Source organism: Bacillus cereus, assembly GCF_002577405.1.
GTDB lineage: Bacteria > Bacillota > Bacilli > Bacillales > Bacillaceae_G > Bacillus_A > Bacillus_A cereus_AU.
The window spans coordinates 16,923-35,881 of sequence record NZ_NULR01000028.1 but is presented as its reverse complement, the minus strand read 5'-3'; the positions used below and the strand labels follow the sequence as shown (position 1 = coordinate 35,881).

Below are 18,959 nucleotides of genomic sequence, written 5' to 3'. Positions count from 1 at the left end.
GTCGCTCATTTGCGACTTCCTTATGTTAACATCTTCGTTTTTCAATGTCAACTAAGTTTTTCAATTTCTTTTTTGTCGTTTTCTGCGTTTCCGCATCAGCGACGGTTATTAATATATCATGCAGAAAAATGAAATGCAACACCTTTTATAAACTTTTTTAAAAACCACCCACATTTCTTTTTTAATATCATATACTTAAACGAAATATCTCTTTCATGTATGAGTAATTTCTACATATATTCTATATAAAGGCACTCTATCCCAAAACGTTTCTTTCTATATAAATGTTTTATTCCTATATCATACAAGGAGGAATATATATGGACTACGCCGATTTATTACTCAAACTAGGTCTCTCAGCTATTTTAGGATTCGCCATCGGTTTAGAGCGTGAATTAAAACGGAAACCACTCGGTTTAAAAACGTGTTTAGTTATTTCTATAATTAGTTGCCTCCTGACAATTGTTTCTATTAAAGCAGCTTACAACTTACCTCATACCGATCATATGAATATGGACCCACTTCGACTCGCCGCTCAAATTGTATCAGGAATCGGCTTTTTAGGTGCCGGCGTTATTTTACGAAGAGGAAATGATAGTATTGCAGGACTAACAACTGCCGCTATGATTTGGGGTGCTTCTGGTATTGGTATTGCCGTTGGAGCTGGTTTCTATATCGAGGCTACTTTCGGAATGTGTTTCCTTATGATTAGTGTAGAACTTATACCATTAACGATGAAATTTATAGGCCCTAGATCATTTCGTCAACGTGATATCGCAGTGAAACTTGTTGTGCGCGAGATGGACAATATCCCAATTGTAATTGAAGAGATAAAAGAAATGGATATAAAAGTTAAGAATATGAAGCTCAAAACATTAGAAAATGGCGCTCACTATTTACACCTTAAATTATCTATCGATCAAAAGCGGCATACTGCTGATGTTTATTATGCTCTTCAGCATCTTGAAAGTGTCCAACAAACTGAAGTAGAAAGTATGTAATATGAAACAAACTCTCTTTTTAATTAGAGAGTTTTTCTTTTTTCTATAATGGTAACAATGAATGTATCCCTGCAAAGTAAGGAGGAATAGGATATTGAAATCCCGTTCAAATTTAGTAGATACATTTCGTGATTCCATTATTTTTCGTTTAATTTGTTTTATTATTGTACTTACTGCTTTTTCTGGCTTTCTTATACATAGGTTAGAGCCCTCACACTTCACCACGTGGTTTGACGGAATTTGGTGGTCAATCGTTACTATTTTCACAGTTGGATACGGTGATTTTGCCCCACATACAACAATAGGCAAGCTGATTGGTATAGGCATTATTTTATTAGGAACTGGATTTTGTTCTTATTATATGGTTCTATTCGCTACCGACATGATTAATAAACAATATATGAAAATAAAAGGAGAAGAAGCTGCAACAGCTAACGGTCATATGATTATCGTGGGCTGGAATGAGCGTGCAAAACATGTTGTAAAACAAATGCACATATTACAACCAAACCTTGATATCGTTTTAATTGATAAAACACTTTCTTTACTCCCAAAGCCATTTCATCATTTAGAATTTATAAAAGGTTGTCCACATCACGACCAAACTTTATTAAAGGCTAATATTACAACCGCTCACACCATACTAATAACAGCTGATAAAGAAAAGAACGAAAGCTTAGCGGATACAGAGTCCATTTTAAATATTTTAACTGCAAAAGGAATGAATCCAAACATTCACTGCATCGCCGAGCTTCTTACTTCGGAGCAAATCCAAAATGCCATGAGAGCTGGCGCGTCAGAAATTATAGAAGGAAATAAATTAACGAGCTATGTATTTACCGCATCTCTTTTATTCCCTTCCATTTCAGGTGTACTCTTCTCACTTTACGATGAAATCTCTGATAACAAATTACAACTGATGGAGCTTTCTCAATCCTGCACCGGACAAACTTTTGCAAATTGTAGCTATACTCTTTTAAAGCAAAACATTCTCTTACTAGGCATAAAGCGTGATGAACAATATATGATTAATCCCGTTCGTTCCTTCATTCTTATCGAAAGCGACATACTCATCGTTATTCGCCATTAAAAAAATGAAGCTCTAGTTCCTGCATGAGCACTTTCCCAATTTTGATATACTTTCTTTTCACATCTCCATCTTCATCTTTCGGCTCAGCAAATTGATCAAAGCCACTCGTTCCAGCTGTTAATGCATTCACATTATCATCTAGTTCGTCTTGATACACGTGCGAAAGAATATACGGCGTTTCAAGACGGACTATTACACCAGGTACATCTAATTCTCCATCCACTGCTGTAAATGGTACTCGTAAAAATTGATACCCATCTTCTTCGTCAATTTTATAATCAAAGCACCCTTTATCGTAATCCCAATTGCCACCGATACTATACCCAAGTGGTTTCATAACTTCTTCTAACTTATATAACGCATATGTACGTCCCTCTAACTTTGATTGAATCGGAATCAAGCCCATCCCTCCTAGACTTTTCCTTTAGCATACCCATTCCAGTTTTAATATACCGATGTACTTTTCGGTAAAATAATAAAAAGCGACCNNGGTCGCTTTTTATTATTTTAAACGCTCTTCTAATTCTGCTTTTAATTCTTCAAATCCTGGTTTACCAAGTAAAGCAAACATGTTTTTCTTGTATGCTTCTACTCCTGGTTGGTCAAATGGATTTACGCCTAGTAAGTAGCCGCTCATCGCACATGCTTTTTCGAAGAAGTATACAAGGTAACCGAATGTGTACTCATTTAATTCAGGGATGTTTACGATTAAGTTTGGTACTCCGCCATCGCTATGTGCAAGTAATGTACCTTCGTATGCTTTTGTGTTTACGAAGTCTACAGTTTCACCAGCAAGGTAGTTTAATCCATCTAAATCGTTTTCTTCTGATTCGATTGTCAATTCATGTGTAGATTTACCTACTTTTAGAACTGTTTCAAATAAATCACGACGACCTTCTTGAACGTATTGACCTAATGAGTGTAAGTCAGTTGAGAAGTTTGCTGAAGATGGGAAAATACCTTTTTGATCTTTTCCTTCACTTTCACCAAATAACTGTTTCCACCATTCAGAGAAGTATTGAAGTGCTGGCTCATAGTTAACAAGCATTTCAATTGTTTTTCCTTTATTGTATAAAGCGTTACGGACTACTGCGTATTGGTAAGCTGGGTTTTCTTCTAGTTCAGATGTTCCGAAGTCATCATGACCAGCAGCTGCACCTTTCATCATCTCTTCAATATTTAAGCCACTTACTGCGATTGGTAATAGACCAACTGGCGTTAATACTGAGAAACGACCTCCAACATCATCTGGAATAACAAATGTTTCATAACCTTCGTTATCAGCTAATGTTTTTAATGCACCACGTGCTTTATCCGTAGTTGCATAAATACGTTTGCGAGCTTCTTCTTTTCCATACTTTTCTTCTAATAACTTACGGAAAATACGGAATGCTAGTGCCGGCTCTGTTGTTGTACCTGATTTGGAAATAACGTTAATAGAGAAGTCTTTACCTTCTAATACGTCCATTAAATCTTTCATGTAAGTGGAGCTAATGTTTTGTCCAACAAATAGCACTTGTGGAGTTTTACGTTGTTCTTTAGAAAGCGTGTTATAGAAAGAATGGTTTAACATTTCGATTGCTGCACGTGCTCCTAGGTAAGAACCACCGATACCTACAACAAGCAGAATGTCAGAATCATTTTTAATTTTTTCTGCACATTTTTGAATGCGAGCGAATTCTTCTTTGTCATATTGAAGCGGAAGCTCTACCCACCCAAGGAAATCGTTCCCAGCTCCTGTTTTTTCGTGGATTGCGTGATGTGTTACTTTCACTGCATCACGTAAGTAAGTTATTTCATGCTCACCGATGAAGGATAACGCTTTAGAATAGTCGAACGTTACATGTGTACTCATCTTTTTCCCTCCAATTATGTATATGTATTTCTGTATTCACTTTAGCGCAAACTGAAGTTGTAAATCAAGCGATTCAACAATTGTAAACGTAACCAATATATATTTTTTAGAAAAAGTTCATTTTTCGCATAAAAATTCGCATTTTTCGGTACAGATGTATATACATCTTTTTTTGTACATTTTTTATGTATAAAAACAACGTAAATACATCATTCTATAAAAGAGTTAATTAACTCATCTCTTGCTCATGCTTCACAATTAAAGGGGGCTTTTTCATGAGTACATTGCAACGTATCGCATTAGTCTTTACTGTTATTGGCGCTGTGAACTGGGGACTAATCGGATTCTTCCAGTTTGATTTAGTAGCAGCCATTTTCGGTGGACAAAACTCCGCTCTCGCACGTATTATTTACGGCATCGTTGGTATTTCTGGGCTTATCAATCTCGGTTTACTCTTTAAGCCATCCGAAAATCTTGGTACTCACCCAGAAACTAACGAAATTCGCTAGTCAGTATGTCTTTATTTCACCCCCGACATACGAATATGATTGCATGCAATCATATTTGCAAATATATATCATAATATAAAGTAAAAGAGGAACGCTCATATGCGCTCCTCTTTTACTTTGTTAACTCCGACTCTTCAATCCATTCTGCCAACTTTTCTCGCAGCGTATTAAATCCGTTTTCTGATGGATTCGGTATAAGGATCCGTCCTTGTTTTCTTTTTGCCGCCTTTAACGATAAACTCATTTTTCTGTGTTCTTCATCAATTGAAAGTACTTTTACTTCTACTGTATCGCCGACTTTTAAAAAGTCGTGAATATCCTTTACATATCCATTTGTAATTTCAGATATATGCACAAGTCCTTGTGTTTCTGCATCTAACGCTACAAATGCACCGTAATCTTGAATTCCAGTCACTTTCCCTGTTACAACCACTCCTGTTGTATATTGTTCTGACATATGAAACACTCCCATACGTTTACCATTTTCTCTACAATTGTAAATAGCAAAGCAGATGTATTTATTGTTAAATATCCGATTGGTTAGTACGTACCCTAAGTGAGGCTATTCGGGATACGCATACCTTATATTAGTAAATTATACCACTATGACAGAACTCATTCAAAATTCATGAAAAAATTTCCTTAGGTAAGTATAATTCTCCAATATTGGGATAGAATACTAACACATGGCTTTCTAGTATTCCCCCCCTTTTATGGACAAAACGTATTGTGTTTTGTCCTTTTTTTATTCTCTATGAAGCGTTCCATTCTCTTCATTGCTTCCATAAGTTGTTCAAGCGATGTCGCATACGAACAACGAATAAATCCTTCACCACTTTCGCCAAATACACTTCCAGGAACAACAGCCACTTGTTCTTCTAGCAATAACTGCTCTGCAAATTCCGCTGAAGATAGTCCAGTTGAATCGACTGAAGGAAAGACATAAAATGCTCCTCCTGGCACATGACATGTTAAGCCCATTTCATTGAAAGATGTCGTCATAAAATTACGACGCTTCTTATAGCTATCTCTCATCCGAACTACTTCATCGTTTCCCCCGCGTAACGCTTCAAGTGCTGCGAACTGGGACATCGTCGGTGCACACATCATGGAATATTGATGGATTTTGAGCATCAATTCTGAAAATTGAACAGGAGCTGCAATCATACCGAGGCGCCATCCTGTCATCGCAAATCCTTTTGAAAATCCTGAAATTAAAATCGTATGTTCACGCATATTTTGAATGCTCGCGAAACTCGTATACACTTCGTCATATACAAGCTCTGCATAAATTTCATCCGATAATACGATTAAATTGTATTTCTCCACAATTACTGCTAGTTCTTCCAATTCAGATTTATTTAACATTGCACCTGTTGGGTTATTTGGTGAACAAAGTAAAATTGCCTTTGTTTTCGCAGTAATAGCTGCTTCAATTTGCTCTGGTTGTACTTTAAACTCGTTTTCTAAAGTAGTCGCCACAGGCACTGGCACTCCTCCAGCTAATGTTACAAGCGGCGCATAAGAAACGAAGCTTGGTTCAATAATGAGCACTTCATCATCAGGATTTATAATGGCGCGCATCGCTACATCTAACGCCTGGCTCGCTCCAACTGTAACAATGATTTCTTCGCTTGGATCATAAGATACTGCAAATTGTTTTTTTAGATACTTTGCTATTTCTTGACGGAGCTCCAATAATCCTGCATTTGCTGTATATGACGTATATCCTTGTTCTAAAGAACGAATACATGCTTGTCTTACATTCCAAGGTGTAACAAAGTCGGGCTCTCCTACTCCAAGAGAAATAACCCCTTTCATATTTGTTGCTAAATCGAAAAACTTTCGAATCCCTGATGGTTGTAAAGATTCTGCTGTTCTAGATAGTTCAAATTGCTTCATGGCGTCACCACAATTCTCTTATCATCATCGTCTTTTTCGTAAATAATTCCTTCATGTTTATACTTCTTCAAAATAAAATGTGTTGTCGTAGAAACGACAGATTCAATTGTTGCTAATTTCTCAGAAACAAACATCGCTACTTCTCCCATCGTCTTCCCTTCTAATGTGATAGAAAGATCATATGTCCCTGACATTAAATACACGGATTTCACTTCTGAATAGCGATAAATTTGTTCAGCAACTGCATCAAATCCAACGCCGCGCTTTGGCGTAACTTTCACATCAATCATCGCCGTTAAACCAGTATGCTCTTTCACCTTTGTCCAATCGATATGCGTTACATAATCCACGATAATCTTTTCACTTTCTAATTTCGCAACCATTTTCTTTACTTCTTCTACTTCTATATTTAACAGCTTCGCTAATGTATCTACAGATAAACGACTATTCTTTTCAAGACAAGCTAATACTTCTAATTCTTTTTCTGTCACCATATAACTCATCCTTCCTTTTCGTTTCTATCTAAATTATACAAATACTTTTTCCAGTTTGAAAAGAAGATTTTTTTAGAGAATTATGTCAAAATAAAGTGAAACTTTAATCAGCGGAATGGTTTATCCCCGCTGATTATTAGCCCACACCAATCGGGCTTTTACGGGCAGTTAACGCGGGATAAAAGTGAAAGGGGATGGAACCGTGAAACCAAAAGTATATATTGCTGAACCAGTTCCAACATTTGTAGAAAACTATTTATCAGAGCACTGTGATTACGAAAAATGGGAGCAAAATGAGAAAGTACCTCGTGATGTTCTATTGGAGAAAATACAAGATAAAGACGGGTTATTAAATTTCGGATCTGCTATTAATGAAGAATTGTTAGTTGCAGCTCCTAACTTAAAAGTCGTGAGCAACATTTCTGTTGGCTATGACAATTTTGATTTACAAGCGATGGAAAAGCGAAATGTCATCGGAACGAATACACCATACGTACTAGATGATACAGTAGCTGACCTCGTTTTCGCTCTTATGTTATCTGCTGGGCGCCGCGTTTGCGAACTCGACTCCTATGTGAAAAATGGTGAATGGAATGCTGAAATCGGAAAAGAACACTTCGGACTAGATGTACACCATAGTACAATCGGTATTATCGGAATGGGACGAATTGGAGAAGCCGTTGCAAAACGAGCGAAATTCGGATTTGATATGAATGTTCTTTATTATAACCGTCGCCGTAAAGAAGAAGCTGAGCAAAAATTTGATGCTACATATTGCGATTTACAGACATTACTCAAGCAATCTGACTTTATCATTCTTCTTACTCCATTAACAGATGAAACATATCATCTAATCGGAGAAAAAGAATTTTCATTAATGAAAGAGACCGCAATCTTTATTAACGCTTCTCGCGGGAAAACAGTAGATGAAACAGCGTTAATTCATGCATTAACAGAAAAGAAAATCTTTGCAGCAGGCATCGATACTTTTACACAAGAGCCGGTTCAAAAAGATAATCCGCTCTTATCATTACAAAATGTTGTAACTTTGCCGCACATCGGATCTGCAACATTAAAAACTAGGCAGCAGATGGCCATGACAGCCGCTGAAAATTTAGTCGCAGGATTACAAGGAAAGACACCGCCTAATATTGTTCGCGGGTAATAATAAATAACTGAAAGGCAAGATGACATCGTCATCTTGCCTTTTTTTGTTAACATATTTTTTTCGTGCTTGGAGATGATATGAACAAAAATCAATGGAGTGACAAAAATGAATCATGAATATACTTGCCCTTATTTCACTTTTTCCACTCGCGGCACTACTATTCATTACGAATTGTATGAACATAACAACAAAATGGAACGTCCTACTTTCGTACTCGTTCACGGCTTTTTATCTTCCTCATTCAGTTACCGCCGTCTCATTCCTTTACTATCGAAAGCAGGCACAGTACTGGCTCTTGATTTACCGCCGTTCGGAAAAAGTGATAAGTCTCATCTCTTTAAGTATTCTTATCACAATTTAGCGACGATTATTATCGATTTAATTGAACATTTATCTCTCTCAAATATTGTGTTAATCGGTCATTCTATGGGTGGACAAATTTCTCTCTATGTAAACCGTATACGTCCTGAACTAATCTCAAAGACGATTTTACTATGCAGCTCTAGCTATTTAGCACGCGCAACCCTACCTTTACTGTATTCTTCTTATTTACCGTTCTTTCATTTATACGTAAAGAACTGGATTATAAGGCGCGGTATTGTTCACAACTTAATGAATGTCGTTCATGATCACTCATTAATTGACGATGAAATGAAGGAAGGTTACTCCGCCCCTTTTTATGACAACCGTATATTCCCCGCTTTAACTCGTATGATACGAGACCGTGAAGGTGATCTATCGTCAACTGAGTTACAAAAAATCACAACCCCCACACTACTCATTTGGGGTGAAAAAGATCGCGTTGTCCCTGTACATGTAGGTCATCGTCTACACAAAGATTTACCGAATTCAAAATTTATTTCTTACGAAAACACAGGACATTTACTACCTGAAGAAAAGCCTGAACATGTTTATGAAGAGATCATTGCGTTTTCCGCGCAATAATATAAAAGGCTGTCGGAAACTCCGACAGCCTATAATGAACAACTTCCGCCTTCTTTTATTCTAAGTAACTCCACAGCTAACTTCTCACATTTTTCAAGCGCAGGTACTTCTTCAAAAGACATAAAGTATATATGTTGAATCTTTTTTGCGATGTATTTCGAATCGTCAAACACACTTACGACGTTCACAACATCGCTCGCTTCTGTTTCATAAAATTCCGGCCCCATTTGAAACGGATCCCAATTCTTCACAACCTCTATCATCTTTTCATATGTACCCATTCGCTTCCCGCCTTTTCACTTTTTAATACTTTTCTTTATCCTATCACATCAGCTATTCTATAAGAAGAGACAGAACTTTCATAACTTAATGGTTTTACAGAAGAAAGGGGCAAACATATGCAACTATTTCATAAAACAGTAAATCGGCGCGGAACGCATAGTACAAAATGGGATACTTATAAAAACGAAGAACTTCTTCATGCTTGGATTGCTGATATGGATTTTGAAGTACCAAAACCCATTCAAACTGCTTTAAAGAAACGTATCGAACATCCTATTTTCGGCTACACACTTCCACCTGAAACTATTGGGGATATTATTTGTAATTGGGCAAAGAAACAATACAACTGGGATATTCAAAAAGAATGGATTGTCTTTAGTGCAGGAATCGTTCCAGCTCTTAGTACGAGCATACAAGCTTTCACAAAGGAAAACGAATCTGTTCTCGTACAACCACCTATTTATCCTCCATTTTTCGAAATGGTTACAACAAACAACAGACAATTATGCGTGAGCCCATTATATAAACAAGATGGCGCATATATGATAGACTTCGATCATTTAGAAAAACAATTTCAACAAGGAACCAAACTAATGCTTCTTTGTAGTCCTCACAATCCTATCGGGCGCGTTTGGACGAAAGACGAGCTAACGAAGCTCGGAGCATTATGTACAAAATATAATGTAATTGTTATCTCAGATGAAATTCATGCCGATATTATTTACGGAGAGCGTACGCATACACCATTTGCTTCTTTATCTGAAGAATTAGCAGCACGCACCGTTACTTGTATGGCTCCAAGCAAAACATTTAATATAGCTGGATTACAAGCATCTATCATTATTATTCCAAATGAAAAATTACGTAATACCTTTACTTCTATTCAATATAGACAAGGGTTCCATGGGTTAAATATATTTGCTTATACCGCGATGCAAAGCGCCTATACAGAATGTAATGATTGGCTAAGTGAGATCCGTTTATATGTAGAAGAAAATGCTCGTTTCGCATGTGAATACATTACAACGCACATACCTACTCTTTCTGTTACAAAGCCCGAAGGTAGCTTTTTATTATGGATTGATTGCTCTCGCCTAAACCTCTCTCAACATGAGCGCACTACATTACTTGAGGAAAAAGGAAAACTAATCGTTGAACCTGGTGAGAAGTACGGATTAGGCGGAGAAGGACATATTCGAATTAACATCGGTTGCCCAAGATCTGTTTTAGAAGAAATTTTAAACAGACTGCGCCATACATTTTCCTAACAATAAAAGAGGCTGTTCCATTTCTTGAACAGCCTCTCTTGTCAATTTTTGTTGGTAAATCGATATATTTCAAAAATCGCTGATATATTTTAACTTACGTTTCACAAAGAAAGCTACCGGCACGGTAGCTTCTACTTTTTCTTCATATCCGATGCTTTTTTCACAATCACACCACAAGCAATTCGATCACCTGATTTTCCTGTTGGCTGTGTCATGCCATCATCAGGATTTTCTGTAATAATAATAGACGCACCGTCTTTTCTATGGATCGTCGTTTTTCCTTCTTTAAGCGTTATGCGCGGTGCATCGATTTCTGCTTTAATCTTTCCAGAACCGTCTGCAATTACGTTCGGTAAATCACCATTTTCTGCACCCTTCGGATTGAGTAACCCGTGCTTTTTATCATCAGGATTAAAGTGATTCCCAGATGATTCAAAACGAGGTGCTTTACACTCTCCAATTTCATGTACATGTATGCCATGCGGGCCTGGTGCAAAGCCTTCCCCTTTAATCGTAATTTTCACTCCACTTGTTTGCTCCACTACTTTCGCAGTTGCCACTTCATCTCCTGAAGCATTATGTAATTTCACGTCAATTTCTTTCGGCTTTCCTTGGTCACAACCCGCCATCAGAAATAATAAACAACAACTGAAAAAAAGCCGTCTTTTCATTCTATTCCCTCCAAAATACTTTCTGCCCTTAGATTGTCCGAGCATAGAGGGAAACATACAAAAATGAATTACTGTTTCTTTTCAGCTAAAAGCTTTTCTTCTACTTTCTGCAATCGCTCTGCTTCTCGTTTTGATACACGAATAAACATACGCCACGTAGCAACCGCACCGACAATAAATAGAACGCAAACAATACCTGGAATAATATATTCTGTTTTATCTTCAGGAAAATATAAAGGCATCATAAAGAACACTCCTTATTAGAGGATTTACGAAACATCAGAATTTTCTGTTATATAATATAAAATTATAGTGGAACTGATTCATATTCTCAAGGATATTCCGAAAGTGAATCATTTCTTTGACTCCTTCTCATACTTTCCTTACTATAAACTTGAGGTGAAAAATATGAGAGAAACATTTGAAATTGGTGAAATCGTTACTGGTATTTATAAAACAGGAAAATACATCGGGGAAATTACAAATAGCCGTCCTGGCAGTTATGTCGTAAAAGTACTAGCTGTTGTAAAACATCCGGTGCAAGGTGACCTACATAACGTAAAACAAGCTGACGTACCATTTTTCCATGAAAGACGTGCTTTAGCTTTTCGTGAACAGACGAACATTCCAGAGCAAATGGTGAAGAAATATGAAGGAGAAATTCCGGATTATACAGAGTCACTCAAATTAGCACTAGAAACTCAAATGAATTCATTTTCTGAAGATGATTCACCTTTTGCACAGCGTAGTTTAGAAACGCTTCAGCAGTTAAAAAAAGATTATAAGCTGTAAAAAAACAAAACGACCAAATTACATATTGTGCAATTTGGTCGTTACTGTGTACTTACTTTCTTTAACACTTTTGAAAAATCAACGAGTTCTCCTAATGTTGGAGGTGCTGGTTTCACTAAATACTCTTTATCTTTTTCTACTAATTTAAAAATATTATACGTCGTCATCGCATCATCAAGCGCACAATGATGCTTACCTGTTCCTGCTTTTCCATACGCCTCAATTGCTTTCCATAACCCTGTTTGATTTCTTTCTCCAAAAAACTTCTTATACTCAAGCGATAAATCACGACACTGTCCGAAGAATGGAAAGGCTACTCCCGCCATTTCGCAATTCTGTTTCAGCACTTTCATATCCATATTTCCCCACGTTACAATTGTCGGTTTACATTCTTTTTCATATTCTACAAGCTTCTCAACAAGTTCAAGAAAAGAAATTCCTTTATCCACTACTTCTTGCTTAATACCTAAAAATTTTTTACATCGATCTGTTAAAGAAGGAAATGTTTTCGGCCTGACATGTGACGAATACGTATCTTCTACTTTACAACCAACAACTGAAACAAGCCCTACCTCAATAATCTCTGGGAAAAAACCTTTTGGTTTCTTTCTATGCTGGGGCATCGTAAACTCAAAATCTAAAAACAAAAATCGTTGTTCATCCATACGATCCCTTCCTTATCATTTTGTCATTCCTTTCTATTTGACACTCCTACACGAACAAGCTCGAATGCTAATTCCATTTTAAATATTCAGATTGGATGTATCTTATATATATGTCAAATGCCCACAAATATTTTTAAAAATAAGAAAAAATGACCTATGCAGAAAATATGACAAAATACCCCCTCTCATTTACATCTTCCATTTTTCTACTTTATAATGACGTTATGTGTGTTTCTTTGAGAACATTTTTGAAACACTAAGAAAAGTAAACGAAAGGAGATGAGAGTTTTGCATGAAACAACGCAAGAGCTCGCAAACTGGCAGTATTATTTTGCTATCGCAGTCTTTTTAATTACATATGCCATTATTATTTCTGAAAAAATTAATCGCGCTGTCATCGCACTTCTTGGTGCAGCACTTATGGTAATTGTAGGGGTCGTTGATTTACACAACGCCTTTACGAAACATATTGAATGGGGAACAATCACATTACTCATCGGTATGATGATTTTGGTGAACATTACGAGTAAATCAGGTGTTTTCCAATACGTTGCCATTAAAGCAGCAAAAGGAGCACAAGGAAATCCAATTAAAATTTTAATTTCACTTTCCTTACTTACTGCGCTTGGCTCCGCATTTTTAGATAACGTTACAACTGTACTTCTCGTTGTCCCAGTTACTTTATCTATTACGCGCATCTTGCAAGTAAATCCTGTTCCATATTTACTTTCTGAAATTATTTTTTCAAACATCGGAGGAACAGCAACTTTAATTGGTGATCCACCTAACATTATGATCGGTTCTGCGAATAAGCATTTAGATTTCAATGCTTTCTTACTGAACTTAGCACCAATCGTAATTATTATCATTGCAGTTACAGCAACAATGCTTTACTTCATGTACCGTAAACAGTTAATTGCTGATCCTGTACAAATTAAGAAATTAATGAGCTTAGATGAAAAACAATACATTAAAGATCCAGTATTAATGAAAAAATCTTTAACAGTACTTGGACTTACGATTGTAGGTTTCATGACGCATTCTATTTTCCATATCGATGCAGCTATCATTGCTTTAACTGGCGCTACGATCCTTATGTTAATTGGTGTGAAAGAACATGAAATTGAAGAGGTATTCGCTAGCGTAGAGTGGGTAACAATCTTCTTCTTCGCAGGGCTATTCGTGCTCGTTGGAGGACTTATTGATATCGGTCTGATCAAGACGCTTGCTCAAAAAGTAATTGGTATAACAGGCGGAGATATTTCTCAAGCATCTATCCTTATTCTATGGGTATCTGGTATCGCCTCTGCAACAATTGATAACATTCCATTCGTTGCAACAATGATCCCGCTTATTAACGATATGGCAGTTGGGCTAGGTTTATCACCTTCTGACGCACAAATCGATGTATTATGGTGGGCATTAGCATTAGGTGCTTGTCTGGGCGGAAACGGAACATTAATCGGGGCTTCTGCTAACGTAATCGTTGCAGGTATCGCGAGCCGTGAAGGACATAAATTTAGCTACATGGAATTCCTAAAAGTCGGCTTCCCAATTATGATCGTTTCATTAATCATTTCTCATATTTATATTTATTTCCGCTACCTTATGTAGTAGAAAAAAGCGCCCTGCTTTCAGGGCGCTTTTTCTGTCTCAAATATTGCGTCTACTACTCGTTATACCTCACCGGCTCATTTCGAATGATGAATAGATGAATCGGCAAGAAAACTGAAAATGTGATTACATGAATAATCGTAAATAATATAGAGTTCGTTCCGTATCTGTCTAAAATAGCGTAGATGAGATAAATAGACAGCACAATCGATACAGCTGTTGCTAGTAAACTTATAATCGGTACGAAATTAAAAATGAAACATGCGACATATATGCCGAATACTTTCCATCCTGCTTCTTCTTTCAAGAAATCCGGTAATTTATCCTTCGCTAAGTCCCCCCACGTCTTACTATTCAAAAAAGGAATAAACGCAAGAACACCATCAGTTGCACCATCATTTTTCGCCATCGTATAAAGTGCAAAAGCCGTTAACAAATACGAAATAATTGCCCAAATACATATAACAAGAATAAACGCAAAACTAAGAGCAAAGAAACCCGCTAGTACGCCTTGATCTTCCATCTTATCCTCTCCTCTCTACTCTCAACATATTTCATTACATTGCAAGTTATGTTTTAAAATTTAACCAAACTCTCTGTATAATGATATGAGAAAGATAATAAGAGAGGAGAACACCCTTATGCACCCGTTTGTACAAGCATTACAAAAGCATTTCATAGCTCATAAAAACCTTGAAAAAGCCGAACCAATGGCACGTTATATGAAAAATCACTTCCCGTTTCTCGGTATTCAAACTCCCGAGAGAAGACAATTATTAAAAGATGTCATTCAAATACATACTCTCCCAGATCAAAAAGACTTCCAAATTATCGTACGTGAACTTTGGGATTTACCAGAACGAGAATTTCAAGCTGCTGCACTCGATATCATGCAAAAATATAAAAAGCATATAAACGAAACTCATATCCCATTTTTAGAAGAACTTATTGTCACGAAATCTTGGTGGGATTCTGTTGATAGCATCGTCCCTACATTTTTAGGTGGTATCTTTTTAAAACATCCAGAATTAATTTCTGCCTATATTCCAAAATGGATTGCATCAGACAACATATGGTTACAACGCACCGCTATTTTATTCCAACTGAAATATAAAGAAAAAATGGATGAAGAACTTCTTTTCTGGATTATTGGACAACTACATTCTTCAAAAGAATTTTTCATTCAAAAAGCGATTGGCTGGGTCCTTCGTGAATATGCAAAAACAAATCCGGATGTAGTTTGGGAATACGTGCAAAACAACGAGCTCGCTCCATTAAGTAAGCGTGAAGCAATTAAGCATATTAAAGAAAATTACGGAATAAATAATGAAAAAATAGGCGAGACTCTATCATAGATAGACGCGTTCCTCTATTGAGATTTAAAAAAGAACGTGTTAGAATATGTTCATTATTACTAATATAAGTAGCGATGACGGACTTATAAGTACTTGCACAAAAGCGATTCAGGGATAGTGAAAGCCTGAAGCCGCAAGGAAACGGCAGTCTCGAGCAATACGTGATGAAAGTGGATGCGTGAAATGTGCATCAACTAGGGTGGAACCGCGGGTATATACAAGCTCGTCCCTAGGCAAAATTGCCTAGAGACGAGCTTTTTTGTATTTAATTTAAAAGCGGAGGTGACTTGCTCAGAACAGGAGGGCATTGGAGCTCCTGACGAAGAGGCGATTTTTGCCTCACAGGAAGGCGCGAAATGACCGACTGTTCTAGTCACCGGAGCTGGATAATTTAAAAGCGGAAGCGGCTCGTTCAGAATCGCAGGGCATTGGAGCTCTCGACCTTGAAGCGCTTTTTGCTTCGAGCGAGAGAGCGAAATGACCGGAGATTCTAGCCGCTGGAGCTGGATATACCTAAAAGCGGAAGCGGCTCGCTCAAAATGTGAGGAGGATGGAGCTTCTGACATAGAGGCGATTTTTGCCTCGGCGGAAGCAGCGAAGCCACCGAACATTCTAGCCGCTGAAGCTAGCGGAGATTCCTCATTTCCACAAGTACCCATCACGTCATCGCCAATACGTTAACTTTCAAAAGGAGGATTTTATTATGTATTCAATGGAACAAGTTGTAAACTTAGCGAAACATCGCGGTTTCGTTTTCCCTGGTTCTGAAATTTACGGTGGTCTTGCAAACACTTGGGATTACGGTCCACTTGGAATCGAATTAAAAAATAACGTTAAAAAAGCTTGGTGGAAAAAATTCATTCAAGAATCTCCACACAACGTTGGTTTAGACGCAGCTATTTTAATGAACCCTAAAACTTGGATCGCTTCTGGTCACGTTGGTAACTTCAACGATCCAATGATCGACTGTAAAAAATGTAAAGCTCGTCACCGTGCTGACAAATTAATTGAAGATGCATTAGATGCAAAAGGCATCGAAATGGTTGTTGACGGTCTTACTTTCGACCAAATGGCTGACTTAATGAAAGAACATGAAGTAAAATGTCCTGATTGCGGTAGCGAAGAGTTCACTGAAATCCGTCAGTTCAACTTAATGTTCAAAACATTCCAAGGTGTTACAGAGTCTAGCACAAACGAAATCTTCCTTCGTCCTGAAACAGCACAAGGTATTTTCGTAAACTTTAAAAACGTACAACGCTCTATGCGTAAAAAGCTTCCATTTGGTATTGGCCAAATCGGTAAGAGTTTCCGTAACGAAATCACGCCTGGTAACTTCACATTCCGTACACGTGAATTCGAACAAATGGAACTTGAATTCTTCTGTAAGCCTGGTGAAGATTTAGAGTGGTTCGCATTCTGGCGTGAAACTTGTAAGAACTGGTTACTTTCACTTGGTATGCACGAAGAAAGCATGCGTCTTCGTGACCACGGTGAAGAAGAATTATCTCACTACAGTAACGCAACAACTGATATTGAATTCAAATTCCCATTCGGTTGGGGCGAACTTTGGGGCGTAGCATCTCGTACAGACTTCGATTTAAAACGTCACATGGAACACTCTAACGAAGACTTTAACTATATCGATCCACAAACGAATGAGCGTTACGTGCCATACTGCATCGAGCCATCTTTAGGTGCAGACCGTGTAACATTAGCATTCTTATGTGATGCATATGAAGAAGAGCAATTAGAGAACGATTCTCGTACAGTTCTTCGTTTCCACCCTGCTTTAGCACCATACAAAGCAGCAATCTTACCATTATCTAAAAAGCTATCTGAAGGTGCTACTGAAGTATTCGCAGAACTAGCTAAAGACTTCATGGTAGACTTTGACGAGACTGGTTCTATCGGTAAACGTTACCGTCGTCAAGACGAAATCGGTACTCCATTCTGTATCACATACGACTTCGACTCAGTTGAAGACAAAGCTGTTACAGTACGTGACCGCGACACAATGGAACAAGTTCGTATGCCAATTAGCGAACTAAAAGGTTTCTTAGAGAAGAAAATCCAGTTCTAATTATAAGAAAAAGAGGTTGCTCTAATGAGCAGCCTCTTTTTTACTTTTCACGTTTCTCTTTAATTGCTACTGTACATCTTGATATACATAGTAAATCATCATTTTCATCAATAATGCGAACATCCCAAACCATTGTCGATTGTCCTCTATGTATTGGTGTTCCGATCGCTGTTACAATTCCATCTTTCTTTGAGCGAATGTGGTTTGCATTAATTTCTAATCCGAAACAAATACATTTCTCTTGATCAATTAAATTGTATGAACCGACACTTGCTACTGTTTCAGCTAATGCAACAGAGGCACCACCATGTAAAAATCCAAACGGCTGATGCGTACGCCCATCAACAGGCATCGTAGCAACCACCTTATCTTCTGTCATCTCTAACAACTCAATTCCAAGCGAATCCATTAAAGTTTTTGCCATATCGTTTCCCCCTTCTCTCACTCTAATTTAATGTATAATTTTACCTATTTATTTTCAAACTACCTATAACACTCGTATAAGGAGGTTTCACCTAAATGAAACAGAAATTTTGTATATTACTGCTTATGTTCTCCTTGCTGACTATTGTACCAAATTGTGCAATAACAGCCAAAGCATCCAACCTGACAATCGATGTTAAGACTGTCACGCAAAAAGGTAAGAAACCTTATATAGAATATCAAATTAACAGGCCTTCCTTTCACAACTTTTCCGATTCTAAATTTCAAAACAAGCTCAATTTCTATTACAAAAAATCTACTGACAAGTTTAAAAACAAGTTAGAAAAAGATGCAAAAAAATATTATGAAGAAACAGAAGGATCTAGTACACCATTTCATCCGTACGTGGCAAATGTTGATTATAAAGTCTCCTTAAATAAACCACCTTTTCTCAGCTTATATGTGAATTACTATCAATATACAGGCGGCGCACACGGTCTTTATACGTGGAAGGCAAACACATTTGATTTAAACGAAAAAAAGTTACTACACTTAGACGATTTATTTCAACAAGAAGATAAATACAAAGAAGTAATACGCGCAGAGATTGTAAAACAAATTAAACAAAACGAAAGCATTTATTTTCCTGATGCAACGGAAAAAGTAATGAGCGCTATAAAGTTCCACTTCTTTTTAGAACCGGACAATCTCGTAATTTATTTCCCTTTATATGAGATTGCTCCTTACTCAAGTGGAATTCCGCAATTTCGTATTCCGTATACGTTGCTAAGAGACTATATAAAGCCTTCTTATCAAAATATTTTGATTGACAACAAGTAAATATT

22 protein-coding genes are annotated in these 18,959 nt (G+C 37.2%); 11 read left to right on the top strand and 11 right to left on the bottom strand.

Translation table 11 applies throughout. From position 1 onward, the window contains the following. The first annotated feature begins 320 nt into the window (after nt 1-320). Both COC96_RS25610 and COC96_RS25605 read left to right on the top strand, forming a co-directional pair. Complete coding sequence (locus COC96_RS25610; protein WP_098268424.1) at nt 321-1,001, top strand: MgtC/SapB family protein; 681 nt, start codon at nt 321-323, stop codon at nt 999-1,001. A gap of 94 nt (nt 1,002-1,095) precedes the next feature. Then, nucleotides 1,096-2,091 carry a potassium channel family protein gene (locus COC96_RS25605; protein ID WP_098268423.1) on the top strand — a complete coding sequence of 332 codons (996 nt, stop codon included), beginning with the start codon at nt 1,096-1,098 and terminating at the stop codon, nt 2,089-2,091. Here COC96_RS25605 and COC96_RS25600 read toward each other — a convergent pair. Both COC96_RS25600 and COC96_RS25595 read right to left on the bottom strand, forming a co-directional pair. Then, nucleotides 2,078-2,491 (bottom strand): YugN-like family protein, encoded by a 414-nt coding sequence (locus COC96_RS25600; protein ID WP_098268422.1) that lies wholly within the window; start codon nt 2,489-2,491, stop codon nt 2,078-2,080. The genes COC96_RS25605 and COC96_RS25600 overlap by 14 nt on opposite strands. A 102-nt stretch (nt 2,492-2,593) precedes the next feature. After that, a complete protein-coding gene (locus COC96_RS25595; RefSeq protein ID WP_098268421.1) occupies nt 2,594-3,946 on the bottom strand; it encodes a glucose-6-phosphate isomerase in 1,353 nt (450 codons plus the stop codon). A 275-nt stretch (nt 3,947-4,221) separates the two neighbouring features. Here COC96_RS25595 and COC96_RS25585 point away from each other — a divergent pair, with 275 nt between their 5' ends. Further along, nucleotides 4,222-4,455: a DUF378 domain-containing protein gene (locus COC96_RS25585; protein WP_000105788.1), complete on the top strand. Its 234-nt coding sequence runs from the start codon at nt 4,222-4,224 to the stop codon at nt 4,453-4,455. A 112-nt stretch (nt 4,456-4,567) separates the two neighbouring features. Here COC96_RS25585 and yugI read toward each other — a convergent pair whose 3' ends face one another. The 3 genes from yugI to COC96_RS25570 form a co-directional block, all read right to left on the bottom strand. After that, nucleotides 4,568-4,912 (bottom strand): S1 domain-containing post-transcriptional regulator GSP13, encoded by a 345-nt coding sequence (yugI, locus tag COC96_RS25580; protein WP_000003764.1) that lies wholly within the window; start codon nt 4,910-4,912, stop codon nt 4,568-4,570. A gap of 254 nt (nt 4,913-5,166) precedes the next feature. Then, entirely contained in the window at nt 5,167-6,357 is a 1,191-nt protein-coding gene (locus tag COC96_RS25575) for an aminotransferase (RefSeq protein WP_098769637.1), read from the bottom strand. Beyond that, nucleotides 6,354-6,851, bottom strand: a complete 498-nt coding sequence (locus COC96_RS25570; RefSeq protein WP_141536142.1) for an Lrp/AsnC family transcriptional regulator — start codon at nt 6,849-6,851, stop codon at nt 6,354-6,356. Before COC96_RS25570 ends, COC96_RS25575 begins: the two co-directional genes overlap by 4 nt. A 178-nt stretch (nt 6,852-7,029) precedes the next feature. Here COC96_RS25570 and COC96_RS25565 point away from each other — a divergent pair, with 178 nt between their 5' ends. Together COC96_RS25565 and COC96_RS25560 are read left to right on the top strand one after the other, a co-directional pair. Beyond that, complete coding sequence (locus tag COC96_RS25565) at nt 7,030-8,016, top strand: 2-hydroxyacid dehydrogenase (RefSeq protein WP_373604894.1); 987 nt, start codon at nt 7,030-7,032, stop codon at nt 8,014-8,016. A gap of 108 nt (nt 8,017-8,124) precedes the next feature. Next, a complete protein-coding gene (locus COC96_RS25560; protein ID WP_098268417.1) occupies nt 8,125-8,964 on the top strand; it encodes an alpha/beta fold hydrolase in 840 nt (279 codons plus the stop codon). Nucleotides 8,965-8,993: 29 nt separating this feature from the next. Here COC96_RS25560 and COC96_RS25555 read toward each other — a convergent pair whose 3' ends face one another. After that, nucleotides 8,994-9,245 (bottom strand): YugE family protein, encoded by a 252-nt coding sequence (locus COC96_RS25555; protein ID WP_097904313.1) that lies wholly within the window; start codon nt 9,243-9,245, stop codon nt 8,994-8,996. A 117-nt stretch (nt 9,246-9,362) separates the two neighbouring features. Here COC96_RS25555 and COC96_RS25550 point away from each other — a divergent pair, with 117 nt between their 5' ends. Continuing rightward, a complete protein-coding gene (locus COC96_RS25550) occupies nt 9,363-10,514 on the top strand; it encodes a MalY/PatB family protein (protein ID WP_098268416.1) in 1,152 nt (383 codons plus the stop codon). A 131-nt stretch (nt 10,515-10,645) separates the two neighbouring features. Here COC96_RS25550 and sodC read toward each other — a convergent pair whose 3' ends face one another. Together sodC and COC96_RS27680 are read right to left on the bottom strand one after the other, a co-directional pair. Further along, nucleotides 10,646-11,185 (bottom strand): superoxide dismutase [Cu-Zn], encoded by a 540-nt coding sequence (gene sodC, locus COC96_RS25545; protein WP_098268415.1) that lies wholly within the window; start codon nt 11,183-11,185, stop codon nt 10,646-10,648. Nucleotides 11,186-11,253: 68 nt separating this feature from the next. After that, nucleotides 11,254-11,430: a hypothetical protein gene (locus COC96_RS27680; RefSeq protein ID WP_000982769.1), complete on the bottom strand. Its 177-nt coding sequence runs from the start codon at nt 11,428-11,430 to the stop codon at nt 11,254-11,256. Nucleotides 11,431-11,593: 163 nt separating this feature from the next. Between COC96_RS27680 and COC96_RS25540 the strand changes: the two genes are divergently transcribed. Next, on the top strand, nt 11,594-11,977 hold the full coding sequence (locus tag COC96_RS25540) for a kinase-associated lipoprotein B (protein WP_098268414.1): 384 nt from the start codon (nt 11,594-11,596) through the stop codon (nt 11,975-11,977). A gap of 41 nt (nt 11,978-12,018) precedes the next feature. Here COC96_RS25540 and kapD read toward each other — a convergent pair whose 3' ends face one another. Beyond that, nucleotides 12,019-12,642, bottom strand: coding sequence for a 3'-5' exonuclease KapD (kapD, locus tag COC96_RS25535; RefSeq protein WP_098268413.1), 624 nt, complete (start codon nt 12,640-12,642; stop codon nt 12,019-12,021). A gap of 288 nt (nt 12,643-12,930) precedes the next feature. Here kapD and COC96_RS25530 point away from each other — a divergent pair, with 288 nt between their 5' ends. Beyond that, the gene (locus tag COC96_RS25530; RefSeq protein ID WP_141536143.1) at nt 12,931-14,256 is read left to right on the top strand and encodes an ArsB/NhaD family transporter; all 1,326 of its coding nucleotides are present in this window, start codon (nt 12,931-12,933) and stop codon (nt 14,254-14,256) included. Nucleotides 14,257-14,311: 55 nt separating this feature from the next. Here the strand turns inward: COC96_RS25530 and COC96_RS25525 are convergent, their stop codons facing one another. Beyond that, nucleotides 14,312-14,779: a hypothetical protein gene (locus tag COC96_RS25525; RefSeq protein ID WP_098268411.1), complete on the bottom strand. Its 468-nt coding sequence runs from the start codon at nt 14,777-14,779 to the stop codon at nt 14,312-14,314. A gap of 118 nt (nt 14,780-14,897) precedes the next feature. Here COC96_RS25525 and COC96_RS25520 point away from each other — a divergent pair, with 118 nt between their 5' ends. Then, nucleotides 14,898-15,611 (top strand): DNA alkylation repair protein, encoded by a 714-nt coding sequence (locus COC96_RS25520; protein WP_098268410.1) that lies wholly within the window; start codon nt 14,898-14,900, stop codon nt 15,609-15,611. A gap of 703 nt (nt 15,612-16,314) precedes the next feature. After that, nucleotides 16,315-17,691 (top strand): glycine--tRNA ligase, encoded by a 1,377-nt coding sequence (locus tag COC96_RS25510; RefSeq protein WP_000287143.1) that lies wholly within the window; start codon nt 16,315-16,317, stop codon nt 17,689-17,691. Between the two features lie 40 nt (nt 17,692-17,731). Here the strand turns inward: COC96_RS25510 and COC96_RS25505 are convergent, their stop codons facing one another. Beyond that, complete coding sequence (locus COC96_RS25505; RefSeq protein ID WP_098268409.1) at nt 17,732-18,115, bottom strand: hotdog fold thioesterase; 384 nt, start codon at nt 18,113-18,115, stop codon at nt 17,732-17,734. Nucleotides 18,116-18,210: 95 nt separating this feature from the next. Between COC96_RS25505 and COC96_RS25500 the strand changes: the two genes are divergently transcribed. Beyond that, nucleotides 18,211-18,954, top strand: coding sequence for a DUF3298 and DUF4163 domain-containing protein (locus COC96_RS25500; RefSeq protein WP_098268408.1), 744 nt, complete (start codon nt 18,211-18,213; stop codon nt 18,952-18,954). Nucleotides 18,955-18,959 lie beyond the last annotated feature (5 nt).